This window comes from Microbacterium arabinogalactanolyticum, assembly GCF_030268005.1.
GTDB lineage: Bacteria > Actinomycetota > Actinomycetes > Actinomycetales > Microbacteriaceae > Microbacterium > Microbacterium arabinogalactanolyticum.
Genome location: NZ_BRZC01000004.1, coordinates 918,950 through 935,715, shown reverse-complemented (window position 1 = coordinate 935,715; position 16,766 = coordinate 918,950). Strand labels below are relative to the sequence as shown.

At 71.1% G+C, this 16,766-nt stretch carries 20 protein-coding genes; 9 read left to right on the top strand and 11 right to left on the bottom strand.

Features of this window, described 5'->3' with window-relative positions; translation table 11 throughout:
• The 4 genes from MIAR_RS08965 to MIAR_RS08950 are packed head-to-tail and all read left to right on the top strand — an operon-like array spanning position 1 to position 2,537.
• A complete protein-coding gene (locus MIAR_RS08965; protein WP_285634395.1) occupies positions 1 to 411 on the top strand; it encodes a cupin domain-containing protein in 411 nt (136 codons plus the stop codon).
• Positions 408 to 1,163 (top strand): aldolase/citrate lyase family protein, encoded by a 756-nt coding sequence (locus MIAR_RS08960; protein WP_285634394.1) that lies wholly within the window; start codon positions 408 to 410, stop codon positions 1,161 to 1,163. The genes MIAR_RS08965 and MIAR_RS08960 overlap by 4 nt, the downstream gene beginning before the upstream one ends.
• Positions 1,164 to 1,173: 10 nt before the next feature.
• Complete coding sequence (locus MIAR_RS08955; RefSeq protein WP_285634393.1) at positions 1,174 to 1,791, top strand: cupin domain-containing protein; 618 nt, start codon at positions 1,174 to 1,176, stop codon at positions 1,789 to 1,791.
• A 20-nt stretch (positions 1,792 to 1,811) separates the two neighbouring features.
• Entirely contained in the window at positions 1,812 to 2,537 is a 726-nt protein-coding gene (locus MIAR_RS08950; RefSeq protein ID WP_285634392.1) for a maleate cis-trans isomerase family protein, read from the top strand.
• A gap of 17 nt (positions 2,538 to 2,554) precedes the next feature.
• Here MIAR_RS08950 and MIAR_RS08945 read toward each other — a convergent pair whose 3' ends face one another.
• On the bottom strand, positions 2,555 to 3,448 hold the full coding sequence (locus tag MIAR_RS08945) for a polysaccharide deacetylase family protein (protein ID WP_285634390.1): 894 nt from the start codon (positions 3,446 to 3,448) through the stop codon (positions 2,555 to 2,557).
• 80 nt (positions 3,449 to 3,528) lie between these two features.
• On the opposite strand from MIAR_RS08945, the gene MIAR_RS08940 reads away from it, so the two are divergent.
• Genes MIAR_RS08940 through MIAR_RS08925 form a run of 4 tightly spaced genes read left to right on the top strand, consistent with a single transcriptional unit; the run spans position 3,529 to position 7,015 of the window.
• Positions 3,529 to 4,908 carry a hypothetical protein gene (locus MIAR_RS08940; protein WP_285634388.1) on the top strand — a complete coding sequence of 460 codons (1,380 nt, stop codon included), beginning with the start codon at positions 3,529 to 3,531 and terminating at the stop codon, positions 4,906 to 4,908.
• The gene (locus MIAR_RS08935) at positions 4,905 to 5,081 is read left to right on the top strand and encodes a hypothetical protein (protein WP_285634386.1); all 177 of its coding nucleotides are present in this window, start codon (positions 4,905 to 4,907) and stop codon (positions 5,079 to 5,081) included. Before MIAR_RS08940 ends, MIAR_RS08935 begins: the two co-directional genes overlap by 4 nt.
• Positions 5,074 to 6,501 (top strand): amidase, encoded by a 1,428-nt coding sequence (locus tag MIAR_RS08930; RefSeq protein WP_285634384.1) that lies wholly within the window; start codon positions 5,074 to 5,076, stop codon positions 6,499 to 6,501. Before MIAR_RS08935 ends, MIAR_RS08930 begins: the two co-directional genes overlap by 8 nt.
• A 4-nt stretch (positions 6,502 to 6,505) precedes the next feature.
• Positions 6,506 to 7,015 (top strand): phosphoribosyltransferase, encoded by a 510-nt coding sequence (locus MIAR_RS08925; protein WP_285634381.1) that lies wholly within the window; start codon positions 6,506 to 6,508, stop codon positions 7,013 to 7,015.
• A gap of 18 nt (positions 7,016 to 7,033) precedes the next feature.
• Here the strand turns inward: MIAR_RS08925 and MIAR_RS08920 are convergent, their stop codons facing one another.
• The 8 genes from MIAR_RS08920 to MIAR_RS08885 all read right to left on the bottom strand — a co-directional run bounded on the left by MIAR_RS08920 (position 7,034) and on the right by MIAR_RS08885 (position 13,667).
• Entirely contained in the window at positions 7,034 to 8,557 is a 1,524-nt protein-coding gene (locus MIAR_RS08920; RefSeq protein ID WP_285634378.1) for an ATP-dependent DNA ligase, read from the bottom strand.
• A 31-nt stretch (positions 8,558 to 8,588) separates the two neighbouring features.
• Positions 8,589 to 9,359 (bottom strand): enoyl-CoA hydratase/isomerase family protein, encoded by a 771-nt coding sequence (locus MIAR_RS08915; RefSeq protein WP_285634375.1) that lies wholly within the window; start codon positions 9,357 to 9,359, stop codon positions 8,589 to 8,591.
• 38 nt (positions 9,360 to 9,397) lie between these two features.
• Complete coding sequence (paaE, locus tag MIAR_RS08910) at positions 9,398 to 10,546, bottom strand: 1,2-phenylacetyl-CoA epoxidase subunit PaaE (RefSeq protein ID WP_285635728.1); 1,149 nt, start codon at positions 10,544 to 10,546, stop codon at positions 9,398 to 9,400.
• Between the two features lie 14 nt (positions 10,547 to 10,560).
• The gene (gene paaD, locus MIAR_RS08905; protein WP_285635725.1) at positions 10,561 to 11,061 is read right to left on the bottom strand and encodes a 1,2-phenylacetyl-CoA epoxidase subunit PaaD; all 501 of its coding nucleotides are present in this window, start codon (positions 11,059 to 11,061) and stop codon (positions 10,561 to 10,563) included.
• A gap of 5 nt (positions 11,062 to 11,066) precedes the next feature.
• On the bottom strand, positions 11,067 to 11,885 hold the full coding sequence (paaC, locus tag MIAR_RS08900; protein WP_285634372.1) for a 1,2-phenylacetyl-CoA epoxidase subunit PaaC: 819 nt from the start codon (positions 11,883 to 11,885) through the stop codon (positions 11,067 to 11,069).
• Complete coding sequence (paaB, locus tag MIAR_RS08895; protein ID WP_285635722.1) at positions 11,882 to 12,187, bottom strand: 1,2-phenylacetyl-CoA epoxidase subunit PaaB; 306 nt, start codon at positions 12,185 to 12,187, stop codon at positions 11,882 to 11,884. Before paaB ends, paaC begins: the two co-directional genes overlap by 4 nt.
• The gene (paaA, locus tag MIAR_RS08890; protein ID WP_285634369.1) at positions 12,187 to 13,161 is read right to left on the bottom strand and encodes a 1,2-phenylacetyl-CoA epoxidase subunit PaaA; all 975 of its coding nucleotides are present in this window, start codon (positions 13,159 to 13,161) and stop codon (positions 12,187 to 12,189) included. Before paaA ends, paaB begins: the two co-directional genes overlap by 1 nt.
• A gap of 86 nt (positions 13,162 to 13,247) precedes the next feature.
• A complete protein-coding gene (locus MIAR_RS08885) occupies positions 13,248 to 13,667 on the bottom strand; it encodes a pilus assembly protein CpaE (RefSeq protein ID WP_285634366.1) in 420 nt (139 codons plus the stop codon).
• A gap of 54 nt (positions 13,668 to 13,721) precedes the next feature.
• Between MIAR_RS08885 and MIAR_RS08880 the strand changes: the two genes are divergently transcribed.
• Positions 13,722 to 15,806, top strand: a complete 2,085-nt coding sequence (locus tag MIAR_RS08880) for a RecQ family ATP-dependent DNA helicase (protein WP_285634363.1) — start codon at positions 13,722 to 13,724, stop codon at positions 15,804 to 15,806.
• Positions 15,807 to 15,887: 81 nt separating this feature from the next.
• On the opposite strand, the gene MIAR_RS08875 is transcribed toward MIAR_RS08880, so the two are convergent.
• Positions 15,888 to 16,226 (bottom strand): HepT-like ribonuclease domain-containing protein, encoded by a 339-nt coding sequence (locus tag MIAR_RS08875; protein ID WP_285634360.1) that lies wholly within the window; start codon positions 16,224 to 16,226, stop codon positions 15,888 to 15,890.
• Positions 16,223 to 16,717, bottom strand: coding sequence for a helix-turn-helix domain-containing protein (locus MIAR_RS08870; RefSeq protein ID WP_285634357.1), 495 nt, complete (start codon positions 16,715 to 16,717; stop codon positions 16,223 to 16,225). The genes MIAR_RS08875 and MIAR_RS08870 overlap by 4 nt, the downstream gene beginning before the upstream one ends.
• Between the last annotated feature and the right edge of the window lie 49 nt (positions 16,718 to 16,766).

Below are 16,766 nucleotides of genomic sequence, written 5' to 3'. Positions count from 1 at the left end.
ATGGGCCGTCCGCCGGCGGACATCTCCCGTCTCGTGCACAACGCGCACGACATCGGGTACAGCGACCTCGCCAAGATCGGGCTGAAGGGTCAGCGCGACCAGGGGCAGGTCTGCAACCTGATCTCCCGCGACCTGAGCGGTTCCGACGACCTCAACGTGAGCCTCGGGCGGATCCTGCCCGGGCAGCACCATCTGTGCCACCATCACCCGGACGTCTCCGAGTTCTACGTGATCATCTCGGGCACGCCGATCGTGCATCTCGACGGCACCGACTACCGGGCGCGCCCCGGCGACGGGATCTACATCCCGCGCGCCACGAGCCACGGCATCACCAACGACACCGACGAGAACATCGAGATGGTGGTCGGGATGAGCAAGCCCGCCGACTGGCAGTTCGTGTGCGACGAATGAACGCGCACGCACCGCTCCGCGATGAGGTCGGGCTGATCACCGCCGACCCCACGCCGACTCTGCTCGGCCTGCTCGAGGTCGCCGGGATCGATTCGATCGTCATCGACGCCGAGCAGACCGGTATCACGGTCGCGGCCTGCGCCGACGCCGTGCAGCGACTCCGCGGCAGTGGGGTGCGCGTCGGCATCCGCGTTCCCGCCCTGGACGACGACTGCCTGCTGGCCTTCGCCAACACCGGCGCCGACGAACTGGTGCTCCCGCGCGTGCGCCGCGTCGAAGAGCTCGAGAGCGCTCATCGTGCGACCCGATTCCCTCCCGAGGGGGAGCGCCCCCGGCAGGTGTCGCCCGCTTCGCGCTACGGCACCGCCTATGCGCACGTGCCCGTGCTCTCCGTGCTCGTCGAGACGACGGATGCCGTGGACGCCATCGAGCAGTTCGCCGCGCATCCGCTCTTCGAGGGGGCGTGGATCGGCCCGACAGATCTCGCGGACGATCTCGCGCGGGCTGATCGCGCGGGGGAGCTGGACTCCACCGTCCAGCGCGTCATCGACGTGGTGGCCGCGTCCGGGCATCCGATCGGTCTCCCCGCCCCCTCCGCGGCCCGCGCCGCCGAGGTGCACGCCCGCGGCGCGAACAGGGCCGCGGTGTACTGGGAGCGCGAGGTGACCGCGACTCTTCGGACCCTCGCTGCATCTCGGGGCGCCGAGGACGCGCTATCGTCTCGATACAACGAGCCATCGTCAACGAAGTGAAGGGCTGAACGTGGGTACCACCTCTACGCCGAAGTCGATCCCTGAGGAAGGTCTCGATCGGGACTTCTGGATCTCGCATCTCGGCGCTCAGCTGCGCGAGCAGCGCTCCGGCCGCTTCACGGTCGAGGAGCTCGCCGATCGGGCGGGAGTCAGCGCCGGGCTGATCAGTCAGATCGAGCGCGGCATCGGCAATCCGTCCTTCGCGACGCTGCTGCGCCTGGCCAACTCGCTGGACCTGCCGCTGGCCAGCATGTTCGCAGACCCTGACCCCGGCAACGAGCAGATGCTCGTGCGCCGTGCCGACCGTCGTCGCATCGAGATCCCGTCGCAGGGGATCATGATGGAGCTGATCGTCCCGGATGCGGAGCGCAAGCTCGGCGTCGTGAACATGACCATCCCCGCGCGCTTCGACGGCTCGTCGGTTCCGCACTCCCACGAGGGCGAGGAGGTCGTGCTCATCAACGCCGGCCGGCTCGTCGCCACGGTCGCGGGACGGGACTTCGAGCTCGAGGCGGGCGACAGCCTCAGTTACGACGCCTCCCTGCCGCACTGGTGGAGCAACAGGACCGACTCGGCAGCCGTGATGCTCGCGATCTCGACGCCGCCGTCGCTCGGCCGCGCGCACTGAGCGCGACTCTCGGAGGAACCATGACATCCCGAGCCCCCGGGCCCTCGGTGCGCCTCGGCGTGCTCGCGCCGTCGTCGAACTCGAACGCCGAGTCCTCGATCCAGCGGATGCTGGCGGGGCAGGACGACGTCGCCGCGCACGTCAGCCGGTTCCGGCTCCCCGCCTCGCTGGGCGACCGGATCGACGCCGAGGTGCTGGGCGAGGCGCCCGCGCTGCTCGCGGACGTCGAGCCGGATGCCGTGGCCTTCCACGGCACGTCGGGATCGTGGACGGGGTTCGACGGCGACCGACTCCTGTGCGAGCAGCTGACGGCGGTGGTCGGGGCGCCGGCCACGACCGCGACGCTCGCCGCGCGTGCCGCGCTGGACGCACTCGGGCTGAATTCGGTCGGTCTGGTGTTCCCGGGGCCGCGCGGCATCGCCGAGGAGATCGTCGCGCAGTACGAGGCCGACGGCATCCGGATGCCCGTGCTGTCTGCGCCCGAGGTCGAACTGGCCAACGCCGAGATCGCCCGCGTCGGCGACGACTGGATCGACGCCCTGATGCGACCGGCCTTCTCCGGCGAGGTCGACGGCGTGCTGTGCATCGGCACGAACCTGCGCAGCGCCTACCGTGTGGCGGATTTCGAAGCGGAGTTCGGGATCCCGGTCATCGACAGCGCGACGGCGACGCTCTGGCATCTGCTGCGGCTCGCCGGTGCGGCCCGACCCATCCCGGGCTGGGGGAGCCTGCTCGCACACGGCTGAGCACGGCCCGTCTCGCCTCAGGCAGCGATGGCCGTGCTCCAGTGCTCGGCGATCTGCTCGCGGGTGGCGATCCAGGCACCCTTCTCCCTGGCGCGGCGGAGCAGTGCGTCAAGGGCGCCGATGTACGCCGGGCGCCCGATCAGACGGGGATGCAGCCCCACGCTGAGCACGCCTGCGCCCTCCCGTGGGTCGTCGAGCAGCATATCCAGCGCATCGCACAGATGTCCCGCGAAGGAAGCCGCCGTCGGGTATTGCCGCAGCAGTGCGGAGTCGTTGGTGTCGCCCGCGTACGGGATGACCGGCAGGGCCAGTCCGTCCGGCCCCGCGTGCGGGACGTCGTCGTTGAAGCTGTTCGCGTCATAGCGGAACCCCTCGGCGATCATCGACGAGCGGGAGTGCTCGGTGAGGCCGTCACGGGAGTACCAGGTCGTCGGCCGCCGGCCGGTGAGCTCCTCGATGATCTCGCGGGAGCGCACCATGCGCGCGTGCTCGTCCTCGGGGGTGAGCAGGGTGTGCGGCTCCCAGAGCAGGCCGTGGTCGGCGATCTCGTGCCCGTCCCTGACGAGGGCCTCGGCGATGCGGGGATTGGCCTCCAGCGCGGCGGCGCAGCAGAAGGCCGTGGCAGGGGCGTCGTGACGACGCAGGGTGCGAAGCAGCCGCCAGATCCCGGCGCGGGCGCCGTACTCGAAGGCGGACTCGAGGTCGAGATTGCGCTGATGCGGATGCGCCGGATGGGCCGTCCAGTGTGCTCCGAGGTCGTCGGCGTCATCGCCTCGGGCGCGACTGCGCTCGGAGCCGTCCTCGACGTTGATGACCAGGGAGACCGCGACACGGGAGCCGCCCGGCCAGAGCACCTCGGGCGGGTGCTCGCCGTAGCCGCGCAGGTCTCGGGGAAGGGGGTGCGCGGTCATCGGTCCTCCTGGCTATAGTGAAGCGGCTTCGATATGATGAATCTACCGGTGACGAGGCCGGCCGTCGAGAGGGGGAGTCCATGCCGACTCTTATCCGTGCCGGCGTGGTGGTGCCCGCCACCGGCGGGACGATCCTCGAGGGCGGCGCCGTGGTCGTCGACGACGGCCGGATCGTGGAGGTGCTGGATGCGCTGGGCGCGCGCCGCGCCGCGGAGGCGTTCGCCGGTGAGGTCGTCGACGAGCCCGACAGCATCCTCATGCCGGGACTGGTCAACATCCACACGCACGGAGTCAGCCCGTCGCCGCTGTTCCCCAGCGGCTCGGCACCGCTGCCGGACGAGCGCTGGCTCGGCCACCTCGACGGTCATGCGATCGCCGGGACGACGACCGTGCTCAGCACCTGCGGGCTCGGAACCATGGACGAGATCCGCGAGGCGGATCGTCGTCATGCCGTGCACGTGCGCGGCGCCACGGCGCACATCCCCGGTTCGATCGCGGCGGCGCTCGCCGCAGACGGCGCGGGCCTGACCGGGCAGCACACGCAGCAGACGATCGAGCGGATGCTGGCGGACGGCGCGGTCGCGATCGGCGAGCTCGCCGGCGGGCAGACCCTCGGTGGCGGCGGTCAGGACCTGGTCTTCCTCCCTGCGGCGATCCTCCGGCGCACGGGCGTCGTCGTCACGCAGGCGCAGGCGCGCGGACTGAAGGAGTCGGTGCTCGGGCGGTTCATGGACGAGGGCGCCTACAGCTCCGAGCTGTTCACGGAGCGGGCCGCGCAGGCCGGGCTCGGCGGCGTCGACCCGGAGGCGCTGCGACGGCTCGTGGTGGACACCGTGATGCCCTCGGTCGGCAGCGCGCGGGACGGCATCCGGGAAGGCGTGGAGGCTGCCAGGAGGTTCGGTGTGCCCGCCCTGGTGCACAGCGCATCGGCATCCGCCGACCTGATCCGCGAGCTTCAGCGATCGGACGACCGCCGGCCCGCGACGATCATCGCCGGGCACGTGAACCACACCTCGCACACGCCCTCGGAGGCGGTGCGGCTGGCGGAGTCCGGACGCGACGCCGGATGGTACGGAGAGGCGAGCGTGTTCGACCTGCTCGAGGGCCGCGAGACCGTGCAGACCCGGGAGCACTGGGACGCCCTGCTCGAGGGCATCGACCTCGTCGACGTCCTCGCCACGGACTACGGGCACGACGGCCGCCACGATCCTCTGATCTCGGCCGTGCAGGACGTCATCGCGCGGGGGCATCGCGGCCTCGCGGAGGCCGTGGAGATGGTGACCTCCGTTCCCGCCGCGCTCGTCCCCGGCCTGGTCGAGGGCGGCGCGATGCTGCGACGCGGAGCACCCGCCGACCTCGTGATCGCCGACCGCGACGACCTCCGCGTCGTGCGGCGCGTGTACATCGGCGGGGTGCCGGTCGCGGAGCGCGGCCGGATGCTGTCGGCGGCGCGCGCATGAGCGCGCTGTCATCCGGCGAGCTCGCGGTCGTCGTTGAACTGCTCGGCGCCGAGATCGCCCGCGAGGACGCGCCGGCCATCGCCGCGGCGATCACGGATCTGCGTGCCGGCCTGCCGGTGTTCCGCGCGATCGCCGCGGAACTGGTCCGAGCGGGGGAGACCACGGATGACTGAGCTCTGGCGGCTCGGCGTGGACGACGCCTCCCAGGCGCTCGCGGACGGCAGCCTGAGCAGCGTCGAGCTGGTGCAGTCGAGCATCGAGCGCATCGCCGCGACGGATCCGCACGTGCACGCCTGGGCCTTCGTCGATGCGGATGCAGCTCTCGCTCAGGCGCGGCGGAGCGACGCGCGCCGACGTGCGGGGAACTCCCGCGGGCCGATGGACGGCATCCCCGTCGGCGTGAAGGACGTCATCGACGTGGCGGGGATGCCCACGCGCGGAGGATCCGAGTCCCTCGCGGACGCGGGCCCCGCGGAGCGGGATGCGGTCGCCGTGGCGCGGCTGCGCGACGCCGGCGGCGTGCTGCTCGGCAAGGCCCACACCTACGAGTTCGCCTTCGGACAGGGGCAGCCGCCCACCCTCAACCCCCGTGACCCTGCGCGCTACGCCGGTGGATCGAGCATCGGCTCCGGCGTGGCGGTCGCGGTGGGCGATGCGCCCGCGATGCTCGGGACGGACACCGGCGGATCGATCCGGAACCCCGCATCGGTCAACGGCATCGTCGGTCTCAAGTCCAGCGCGGGCCTCGTCTCGACAGAGGGCGCGATCACGATCAGCCGCACCATGGACGCGATCGGTCCGCTCACGGCATCCGCTCTCGGCTGTGCGCTGGTGCTGGATGCCATCGCCGATCCGGCCGCACGCGACCGCGCGTTCGGCGGCTCCGTCGCCGACAGCGCCCTCAGGCCTCCGGTCGGTCCGCTCCGCATCGGCGTCGACCGCGCTCTGTGGTCGCTCTGGGGAGTGGGCGAGCCGGTGCGCACGGCGATCGACGAGTCCCTCGCGCGACTGGCCGACACGGGCGCGGAGATCGTCGAGCTCGACCTGTCGTTCCTGGACGCCGCGCTCACCGCAGGCCTCGTCGTCTCGCTCTCCGAGTCCGTGCCGGAGCACCGGTCGCGTCTCCGCGCGGCGGCGGTCGAGTACCTGCCGGGCACGCGGGTCATGATCGCGACGGGCGCTCTCATCGACCCGGCTGACGTCCGGTTGGCGCTGCGCGTGCGGCACGCTCTGCGCAGGCGCATCGAGCGCGCGCTCAGCGACGCGGACCTCACCGCGATCGCCGCGCCGACCCTCCCCGCCGGCGCCCCGCTGCTGGCGACGATGGCCAGCGAGCTGACGGATGCCGGCGACGACGAGTCGCTGGGCAGCGCCCTGCGGATGCTGAGCGCCGCCAACCTCACGGGACTGCCGGGCCTCGGCATCCCGAGCGGTGAACCCGACGGCCGCCCGGCCGGCATGCACCTGCTCGGGCGGATGTTCGGCGACGCCGAACTGATCGCCGTCGCCCGCCGCCTCGAATCGATCTCGCCCTGGCGTGCGCGTGTGCCGCTCGATCCGGTGATCTCGCGGGCACCGGATGCACGAGAATAGAGCAATGACGGATACAGCGATCGAGCGCGAGACGCTCACCTGGGACGGCTTCGGAGACGCGACGCGCGAGCTCGCCCGGAACATCCTCGACAGCGGCTTCGTGCCCGAGGTCGTCGTGGCGATCGCTCGCGGCGGACTGCTGCCCGCGGGCGCCATCGCGTACGGCCTGGGTGCCAAGAACTGCGGTGCGATCAACATGGAGTTCTACACCGGCATCGGCACCGTGCTGGACGCCCCCGAGGTGCTGCCGCCCGAGCTCGACATGGACTACCTGAACGGGCGTCGCGTGCTGCTGGTCGACGACGTCGCCGACTCGGGCCGCACCCTCGCGCTGGCCGTGAAGCTGCTGCAGGAGAAGGGCGCTGACGTCCGCTCGGTCACCATCTACACGAAGCCGACCACGATCATCCAGCCCGACTACTCCTTCAAGGACACCGACCTGTGGATCAACTTCCCCTGGTCCTTCAAGGGCACGGTCGTCGAGGAGGACCAGGGCCTGCCGCCCAGCGCCTGAGCCCCGTGTGCGCGGCTGTCAGCCGCGCAGCAGAGCGCGCAGCGCCTGGATGGTGTCCGCCTCGGCGGGGTTCTTGTCGGGGCGGTAGCCCTTGACGCGGGCGAAGCGCAGCGCGATGCCGCCGGGGTAGCGCGGGGAGCGCTGCACGCCGTCGATGGCGATCTCGACGACGATCTCGGGGCGCAGGAAGACCGCGTGCGGCGTGCGATGGCTCTCGACACCGGGAAACGTCTCGGTCTGCCAGCGCAGCAACTCGTCGGTGAGACCCTTGAACGTCTTCCCGACCATCACGAGCCCGCCAGGCTCGACGAACTCGCCCACGGGGTCGAGCGCCCCCAGGTGCAGGTTGGACAGCATCCCGCGGCGGCGGCCCGATCCCCACTCGGCGGCCAGTACGACCAGGTCGAACGTGAGCACGGGCTTGACCTTCACCCAGGACTTTCCGCGGCGGCCGGCACTGTACGGCGAATCGACGGCCTTCACGACGACGCCCTCGTGACCGGCGGCCAGTGCCTCGCGGGACAGCTGCTCGGCGGCCTCGGCGTCGTCGGTGATGATCCCCGGCATCCGCCACTCGCCCGCGACGCGCTCGAGCTCGGCGAGACGGGTGGAGAGCGGCTCATCGATCAGGTCGCGGCCGTCCAGGTGCAGCACGTCGAAGAACCAGGGGCGCAGCGCGAGCTCGCGGGACGCGTCCGCACCGAAGCGCGACATCGTCTCCTGGAACGGGCGCGGTCCGCCGTCCTCGTCGAGCGACAGCGTCTCGCCGTCGAGGATCGCATCGCGCACGGGAAGCGCACGCACGATCTCGACGAGCTCGGGCACCCGGTGCGTGATGTCGGCGAGGCTGCGGGTGAACACGCTCACCTCATCGCCGTGCCGGTGCACCTGGATCCGGGCTCCGTCGAGCTTGTACTCCACCGAGGCTCGGCCCGTGATCTCGAGCGCCGCCGTCGGGGTCGCGGCGCTCGCCGCGAGCATCGGCAGCACAGCGCGGCCCACCTGCAGGCCGACGGCGTCCAGTTCGTCCTCCGTGCCGGTCAGCGCCAGCCGCGCGGTCTCGCCGAGATCGCCGGCGAGCATGGCCGCGCGACGGACGGCGGCCACCGGTCGCCCGGATGCCCTGGCGATCGCGTCGAGCAGCACGCCGGACAGGGCGCCCGTGCGCAGCTCGCCCAGCATCGCGCGGGCGAGCAGGTCCCACTCGGCCCCGGTGGCGCGCGCGGCGAGGTCGGCGAGAAGGTCATGCCGCGCGGCGGCGGATCCGGAACCGGACGCGGCGGCCAGGGCATCCAGCATCCGGTCGACGTCGGTGATGGTGAGGGTCGCTGCGGTGGCGTGAGTGACGTCGAGCGAGGTCAGCGTGCGCCAGCCCACTCCGAGCCGGCCCTGCCGCGGTGAGGCGAGCAGCAGTCCGACCAGTGGCACGACCTCGTCCGGGTCGGCGCGCTCCAGCAGCCGTGCGAGCGCGTCGATCTTGGCCAGCCGCGACGACGTCGCCGCGACCTCGTCGGTGGTGGCGACCAGCTCCGAGAGCATCATCCCGGAATTGTCGCACCGGCCACCGACGTTGTCAGCGCCCGTGGAACTCCGGCTTGCGCTTCTGCTGGAAGGCGGCGAAGCCCTCGCGGTAGTCGTCCGTGTCGCAGAGGGCGGCCTGAGCGGCATTCTCGATCTCGACCGACTCCCACAGCGCGAGCCGCCCGTCCCGGATTCGGGCGACCAGCTGCTTGCTCGCGAGGAACGCCGCCGTCGCTCCGCGGGAGGCCGCAACCGCCGCGGCCTCGGTGGCCTGCACGACCTCGTCATCGGGGAGCACGCGGGAGAACAGGCCGGATGCCACGGCCTCGGCGCCCGTCATGAGCCGGCCCGTGTAGATGAGGTCCAGCGTCTTGTGCGCGCCGAGCCGGTCGAGGAACAGGGCGTGCCCGCCGGAGTCGAGTGTCGCCCCGAGCGCGGCGAACGGGGAGCCGATCTTCGCGGACTCGGCGACGTACACGACATCCGTGGCGATCAGCAGCCCCAGGCCGACGCCCAGGCATGCGCCGTGCGCGACGGCGAACGTCGGGGCGGGGAAGGCCGCCATCCGCTTGAGCAGCGGCGTGACCAGGCCTCCGAGGTAGCCGATCACGTCGTCATCCCGGGGGTCGACGCCGGAGATGTCACGCCCCGCGCAGAACGCCCGGCCCTCGCCGCGCAGCACCAGCGCGCGGACGCCGGCCTGCTCGGCCTCGTCGTAGGCGCGGCCCAGGTCGTGCAGCGCCTGCTCGTCGAGCGAGTTGAGCTTCGAGGGGGCGTTGAGGGTGACGTGCGCGACGCCGTCGGCGATGGCGAGGTCGATCATGATGCTCCTTCGGTCGTGGGCGGGCCTGCGCGGTCCGGTCAGACGTCGTAGTCGACGACGATGCGGTCGCTGGTGGGGTGGGACTGGCAGGTGAGCACGTAGCCGCGCTCGAGCTCATCGGGCTCCAGCGCGTAGTTCTCGGTCATGGTCACGCTGCCCTCCAGCACCCGTGCACGGCAGGTGCCGCACACGCCGCCCGAGCACGCGAAGGGGGCGTCCGGGCGCACGCGCAGCGCGGCGTTCAGCACGGACTCGTGGGCGTCGACCGGGCTCTCCACCGTCGAGGAGACCCCGTCGAGGTTGATCTCGATGCGGTACGCCTTCTCGCCGGCGCGCACCTCCACCTGGCGGGGGCCTCGCTCGGAGGGCGCGTCGCCGGTGGTGAACAGCTCGAAGCGCACGTGCTCGCGGGGCACGCCGATGTCGGCCAGCACCTCGCGGCACAGGTCCACCAGGGCGAACGGCCCGCACAGGAACCACTCGTCGACCGTGGAGGGCAGGATGAGCGAGTCCAGGATCGTGCGCAGCTTCTCCTCGTCGATGCGTCCGGAGAGCACCGGCGCGGTGCGCTGCTCTCGCGAGAGCACGTGGTGCAGCACCAGCCGGGTCGGGTAGCGGTCCTTGAGGTCCGCGAGGTCTTCGAGGAACATCACGTCGCTGGTGGACTTGTTCGTGTACAGCAGCGTGAAGCGCGTGGTCTCGGACGCCGTGAGCAGATTGCGCGCGAGCGCCATCATCGGCGTGATGCCGGAGCCGGCGGCGATGCCGACGACGTGCGTGCCCTCGAGCTCCTCGAGCCCCGAGGTGAACGTGCCCTGCGGGCTCATCACGTCGATCTCGAAGCCCGGATGCAGTTCGGTCTGCGCCCACGTGGAGAACAGGCCGCCCTCGTCGCGCTTGACGGCGACCGCCAGGCTGGTCGCGCCGTCGAGCACGGGCACCGGCGGGCGGCACAGCGAGTACGAGCGGCGCACCTCCGCCCCGTCGAGGTGCACCCGCAGCGCCACGTACTGACCGGGCAGGTAGGCGTAGTCGTCGGCGAGCTCGGCGGGAACCGTGAAGCCCACCTCGATGGCGTCGTCGGTGAGGTGGCGCACGTCCGACACGGTCAGCGTGTGGAACCGTGCGCGGTGCCGGTCTCCGCTCGGGCGCGCGGCGGCGCTCTCATGCGGGCGGGAATCGGGCATCCGGAACAGCGACATCAGATCACCTTGAAATGGTCGAAGGGCTCCAGGCACGCGCGGCACTCGTAGAGCGCCTTGCACGAGGTGGAGCCGAAGCGGGACACCTCGCGGGTGTTCAGCGAACCGCACCGCGGGCACTTGACACTCAGCGAGAGGCGGATCGGCCCCTGCCCGAGGGCGGCCCGGCCGGAGGGCGGGGCGATGCCGAACTCGGTGAGCTTGCGCTTGCCCTCGGCGCTCATCCAGTCGGTGGTCCAGGCGGGGGAGAGCGCCAGCCGCACCTCGACGTCCTCGAATCCCTCGGCGGTGAGCGCGAGGATGACGTCGTCGCGGATGGCGTCCATCGCCGGGCATCCGCTGTACGTCGGCGTGATGTCGACGGTGACGCGCCCCGCGGCATCCGTCCTGACATCGCGCAGCACGCCGAGGTCCTCGATGGTCAGGACGGGGATCTCGGGGTCGGTCACGCGTGCGGCGATCTCCCGCGCACGTGCGGTGGTGACATCGGAGACGGTCATGGTGGTCACCAGCTCGCTCCCGGATGCCGTCGGGCGAGCACCTGCATCTCGGCGAGCAGGTGGCCCATCGGGGTCGAATGAGCGCCGTGCCGGCCGCCGGCCCGGGACTGGCCGATCGTCGGTGTCTCGAGCTCGGCCTCGGTGAGCACGGTCGCGATCACGGCGTCGAAACCGGCGCGGAGCGCGGACGGACGCGCCGCCGCATCGCCGAGGCGATCGATCAGCGGGTCGTCGCGGAACAGCTCGTCGACGTACGGCCACACATCGTTCAGCGCGCGGATCATCCTCTCGCGGGAGAGCTCGGTGCCGCCGGCCAGCCGCAGCACCCACTGCACGGCGTGGTCGCGGTGATAGTCCACCTCCTTGAGGGACTTCTCTGCGATCGCGGCGAGGGTCTCATCGGTTGAGCGGCGCAGCGCCGAGTACAGCTCGAACATGTAGGCGGATGCCAGCAGCTGACGCGCGATGGTCTGCGCGAAGTCGCCGTTGGGCTGCTCCATGAGCCAGGCGCTGCGGAACTCGGCCTCGTCGCGGAAGTACGCCAGGTCATCCTCGCTGCGCCCGTCCCAGGAACCGGCGTACCGCAGCAGCGAGCGGGCGTGACCGAGCAGGTCCAGGGCGATGTTGCCGAGGGCGACGTCCTCCTCCAGTTCCGGTGCGCGGGAGATCCACGCACCCAGCTGCTGCGACAGGATCAGGGCGTCGTCGGCGAGCCACAGCGCGTACTCGGCGATGTTGGCGGAGGCGGCGGTCGCCTCCCCTCCGGACAGCTCGGACGCGAGTTCCAGCTCGTCGACCGAGACGTGGACGTCGTCGTGGCTCACAGGTGCGGCACCCCCTCGGACGCCGTGTAGTACACGGCGTGCCGGTAGTTCTTCCCCGCCGGGCTCTCGAAGAACGCGCCCTTGTCGTCGGGGTCGCTGGTGGTGATGGCATCCGCCGGCACGACCCAGATCGACACTCCCTCGTTGCGACGGGTGTACAGGTCTCGGGCGTTGCGGACCGCCATGCTGGCATCGGGCGCGTGCAGCGAGCCGACGTGCACGTGGCTCAGGCCGCGGTTCGCGCGGACGAAGACCTCCCACAGAGGCCAGGTCTCCTCGGGGGAGCCACCGGGGGTCGCCATCACGCCACCTGTCCTTCCGCACGGAGGGCCTGCTTGCGGGCGTACTCGGCGGCTGCCTCGCGCACCCAGGCGCCCTCCTCGTGGGCGGTGCGGCGACGCTCGATCCGCTCGGCGTTGCAGGGGCCGTTGCCCTTGAGCACCTCGAAGAACTCGTCCCAGTCGATCTCGCCCATGTCGTAGCTCTGCGTCTCGTCGTTCCAGCGCAGGTCGGGGTCGGGCAGCGTGATCCCGAGGATCTCGGCCTGCGGCACGAGCATTCCGACGAAGCGCTGGCGCAGGTCATCGTTCGAGAAGCGCTTGATCTTCCAGGTCATCGACTGCGCGGAGTTGGGGGACTGGTCGTCGGGCGGGCCGAACATGGCCAGGCTCGGCCAGTACCAGCGGTTGACTGCGTCTTGCGCCATCTCGCGCTGCTCCTCGGTGCCCTGCATGAGCGTCAGCAGGATCTCGAAGCCCTGTCGCTGGTGGAAGGACTCCTCCTTGCACACGCGCACCATCGCGCGGCCGTAGGGCCCGTACGAGCAGCGGCAGAGCGGCACCTGGTTCACGATGGCGGCGCCGTCGACCAGCCAGCCGATCGCCCCCATGTCGGCCCAGGTGGGGGTGGGGTAGTTGAAGATCGACGAGTACTTGGCCTTGCCGTCGATGAGCTGCTGCATCATCGTGTCGCGCGTGATGCCCAGGGTCTGCGCGGCGGAGTAGAGGTACAGGCCGTGGCCCGCCTCGTCCTGCACCTTGGCCATCAGGATCGCCTTGCGCTTCAGGCTGGGCGCGCGCGTGATCCAGTTGCCCTCGGGCTGCATGCCGATGATCTCGGAGTGCGCGTGCTGGGAGATCTGGCGGATCAGCGTCTTGCGGTACGCCTCCGGCATCCAGTCGCGGGGCTCGATGCGCTGCTCGTTGGCGACGAGTTCGTCGAAGCGCGCGAGCGCGTCGGCGTCGTCCACCACGGACAGGTCTGCGGGTGCGGTCATCTTCGACTCCTCGGCGTGTGATCTTTTACTGACCGATCGTTTGGTAATTCTCGCACACGGATGCCGGGCGGCACAAGCGCAACTGCTCAGCGGGAGCGCTCGATGAGTTCCAGGAGCGCTCGCCCGTACGCCTCGGAGGGATCCGGATGCTCGTACTGCAGCGTCTCGCCGGCGATCTCCACCTCCACGAGGAACGCATCGGGCAGGCGGACGAGACGGCGGAACGTGCCGCGCAGCAGGTCGCGCAGCTGGTCCTCGCGGGGGAGCCACACGGCATCGTCGAGCTCGACGGCGTCCAGAGCCCATTCGGTCGTGCCGTTGAACGCGAGGTCCGTGCCGCGGGGCGTGCGCCGCGCCTCGATCGTCATCTCGCTGACCGTGAAGGTCTCGGCCTCGACCTCCGGCTCGACGTCGTCGGGCAGGTCGAGCTGGAAGCGATCACCGGATGCCGGATGCCAGACGAGCCCGGCCTCCCGCAGGGCGACGGCGAGCTCGCGACTGATCATGTGCCCACGTTAGTCCGGTCGTCCGTGTCGGTCGCGTGGGGCAGAGTGGAAGGCATGACCTCCACCACCCGCGATGCCGCCCTAGCCGCCCTGCGGGACCTCGTCGGGCGCCCGGATGCCGGCTTCCACGACGGGCAGTACGAGGCGATCGAGGCGCTGGTCGCCGAGCGCCGCCGGGCGCTGGTAGTGCAGCGCACCGGCTGGGGCAAGTCCGCGGTGTACTTCGTCGCGACCCTGCTGCTGCGCAGGCAGGGGGCAGGGCCCACCGTGCTGGTCTCTCCGCTGCTCGCGCTGATGCGCGACCAGATCGCCGCGGCCGAGCGCGCCGGGGTGCGGGCGGTCGCGATCAACTCCACCAACGCACACGAGTGGGACGACGTGGTGGCGCGGCTCGATCGCGACGAGGTCGACGTGCTGCTGGTCTCGCCCGAGCGGCTGAACAATCCCGCGTTCCGGGAGCAGCAGCTGCCGACGCTGGTGCAGCGCATCGGGATGCTGGTGGTCGACGAGGCGCACTGCATCAGCGACTGGGGCCACGACTTCCGGCCCGACTACCGGCGGCTGCGCGACCTGATCGCGCAGATGCCGGCCGGGGTGCCCGTGCTCGCCACCACGGCGACGGCGAACAGCCGTGTGGTCGCCGACGTCGCCGAGCAGCTGGGTGGCGAGGACGTCCTCACGATTCGCGGACCACTCGCGCGGGCATCCCTGCGACTCGGCGTGCTGCAGCTGCCGAACGCCGCGAGCCGGCTGGCCTGGCTGCTGAGCCACCTCGATGATCTGCCCGGCTCCGGCATCATCTACACGCTCACGGTCGCGGCGGCCGTCGACACCGCGCGGCTGCTGCGCGAGCACGGTCACGACGTGCGCGCGTACACCGGGCAGACGGACGCCGAGGAGCGCGAGGAGTCCGAGGGGATGCTCAAGCGCAATGAGGTGAAGGCGCTGATCGCCACCAGCGCGCTGGGGATGGGCTTCGACAAGCCGGATCTCGGGTTCGTGATCCACCTCGGCGCCCCGTCGTCGCCAGTGGCGTACTACCAGCAGGTCGGGCGTGCGGGACGCGCCAGCGAGAGCGCCGACGTGCTGCTGCTGCCCGGCGTGGAGGACAAGGACATCTGGCACTACTTCGCCACGGCGTCCATGCCCGACCGGGAGCGTGCCGAGCGGGTGATCGCCGCGCTCGGCGATGCCCCGGTATCGACGCCGGCCCTCGAGGCGATGGTCGACATCCGCCGCACCCCGCTGGAGCTGCTGCTGAAGGTGCTCGACGTCGACGGCGCGGTCCGGCGCGTGCAGGGAGGCTGGGTGTCCACCGGGGCCGGCTGGACCTACGACGCGGAGCGCTACGAGCGCATCGCCGGCGAGCGACGGGCCGAGCAGCAGCACATGATCGACTACCAGCGGACCGGTGGCTGCCGGATGGAGTTCCTGCAGCGCTCCCTGGACGATGCCACCGCTGCGCCCTGCGGCCGCTGCGACAACTGCGCCGGCGCCTGGTTCCCGACCGAGATCGGCGCGGATGCCGGAGCAGCCGCCTCCGGTGCCCTGGATCGCGTCGGCGTGCCCATCGAGCCGCGTCGTCAGTGGCCCACGGGCGCCGATCGGCTCGGCGTCCCCGTGAAGGGGCGCATCGGCGCGGATGAGCAGGCCGCAGAAGGCCGGGCGCTGGCCCGGCTCACCGACCTGGGCTGGGGCGGCACGCTGCGCGAACTGTTCGCCGCAGGAGCGTCGGATGCCCCGGTGCCACCGCAGGTGCTGGCCGCCTGCGTGCGCGTGCTCGCCGGCTGGGACTGGGACGAGCGCCCGGTGGCAGTGGTCGGGATGCCGTCGCGTTCACGTCCGCAGCTGACCGGCACGCTGGCGCGCGGCTTCGCGGAGATCGGGCGGCTGCCGTACCTGGGCGAGCTCGGCTTCGCCGGCGGAGGGCCGACCGGAGGCCCCGGCGGCAACAGCGCCTTCCGCCTGGCCGGGGTCTGGGATCGCTTCACCGCTGAGGGCCTGCAGGTCCCGGAGGGCCCCGTGCTGCTGGTCGACGACATCGCCGACAGTCGCTGGACCGTCACCGTCGCGGCCCGGACACTGCGCCAGGCAGGCGCGACCGCGGTGCTCCCGTTCACCCTCGCGCTGCGGGGATAGGACAACCATCGAAACCTCCGTTCCAGCATGGGACCGGCGTCACGACGCGAAGTCTCGTCCTGGAGAGTAAGGCTCGCTTGTTCAGGCCTTCGAGGAAGCGTCTCCGAGGAGCCGCCGTACAGCGGCGGCGAGGAGGGGAACATCGTGTCGCGCGGTCGCGTCGACGATGGCATGTGTCGTGTCGAAGTACCGATGCGCGAGGTGGTCGCGCATTCGGGCGATGTCCTTCCAGGGCACCTCGGGCTCGAGGTCTGTGACATCGACGCTGAGGTCCTTCACCGCTTCGCCGATCTCGATCAGCCGGATCCGGATCGCGTCGAAGACGATCTCATCGTCCATATCGGCGCGGCGGATGTATCTGCTGATCGCATCGCACGCGGCGGCGATGTCCTCGAGTCGACTGTCTGCTCGGCGGTTCACAGCGGGATCGCCTCGCGCAGCGCGGTCTCGGCGACCTCGGGCTTCAAGCCTCCGCGGGGGACCAGATCCACCGCTCGGCCGAGAATCGCCTCCGCCTCGCTCTGCATCCGAAGCAGACTGAACATTCCGACGTCCGGTGCGATGTCGACCAGCAGGTCGACATCGCTGGTGGCCGTGTCGTCACCGCGGGCGACGCTGCCGAAGACCTGGATCGAACGGGCGCCGAGCGGCTCGAGTGCACTGCGCAGTTCCGCAGCACGAGCGCGGACGCGCGGCAGCATCCGTTCTTTCGATGGCGGATGCGGAACGACCTCGACAGTCAGGCCCGCGGCGGAGATGAGGTGGTCGACAGCGGCGAAAGACGGCTCGCGCCGTCCGTTCTCGTAGGCGCTGATGACGCTCTGAGGGACGCCTGCCAGCTGAGCGAGGGCGGACTGAGTCAGACCGCTCTCGCTCCGTGCGAGACGGATCATCTCCCCGGCTCGGCTCACATCGGCAGTCTATCGCGGATGCGCGATATCACCTATCCGCGATAGTCGG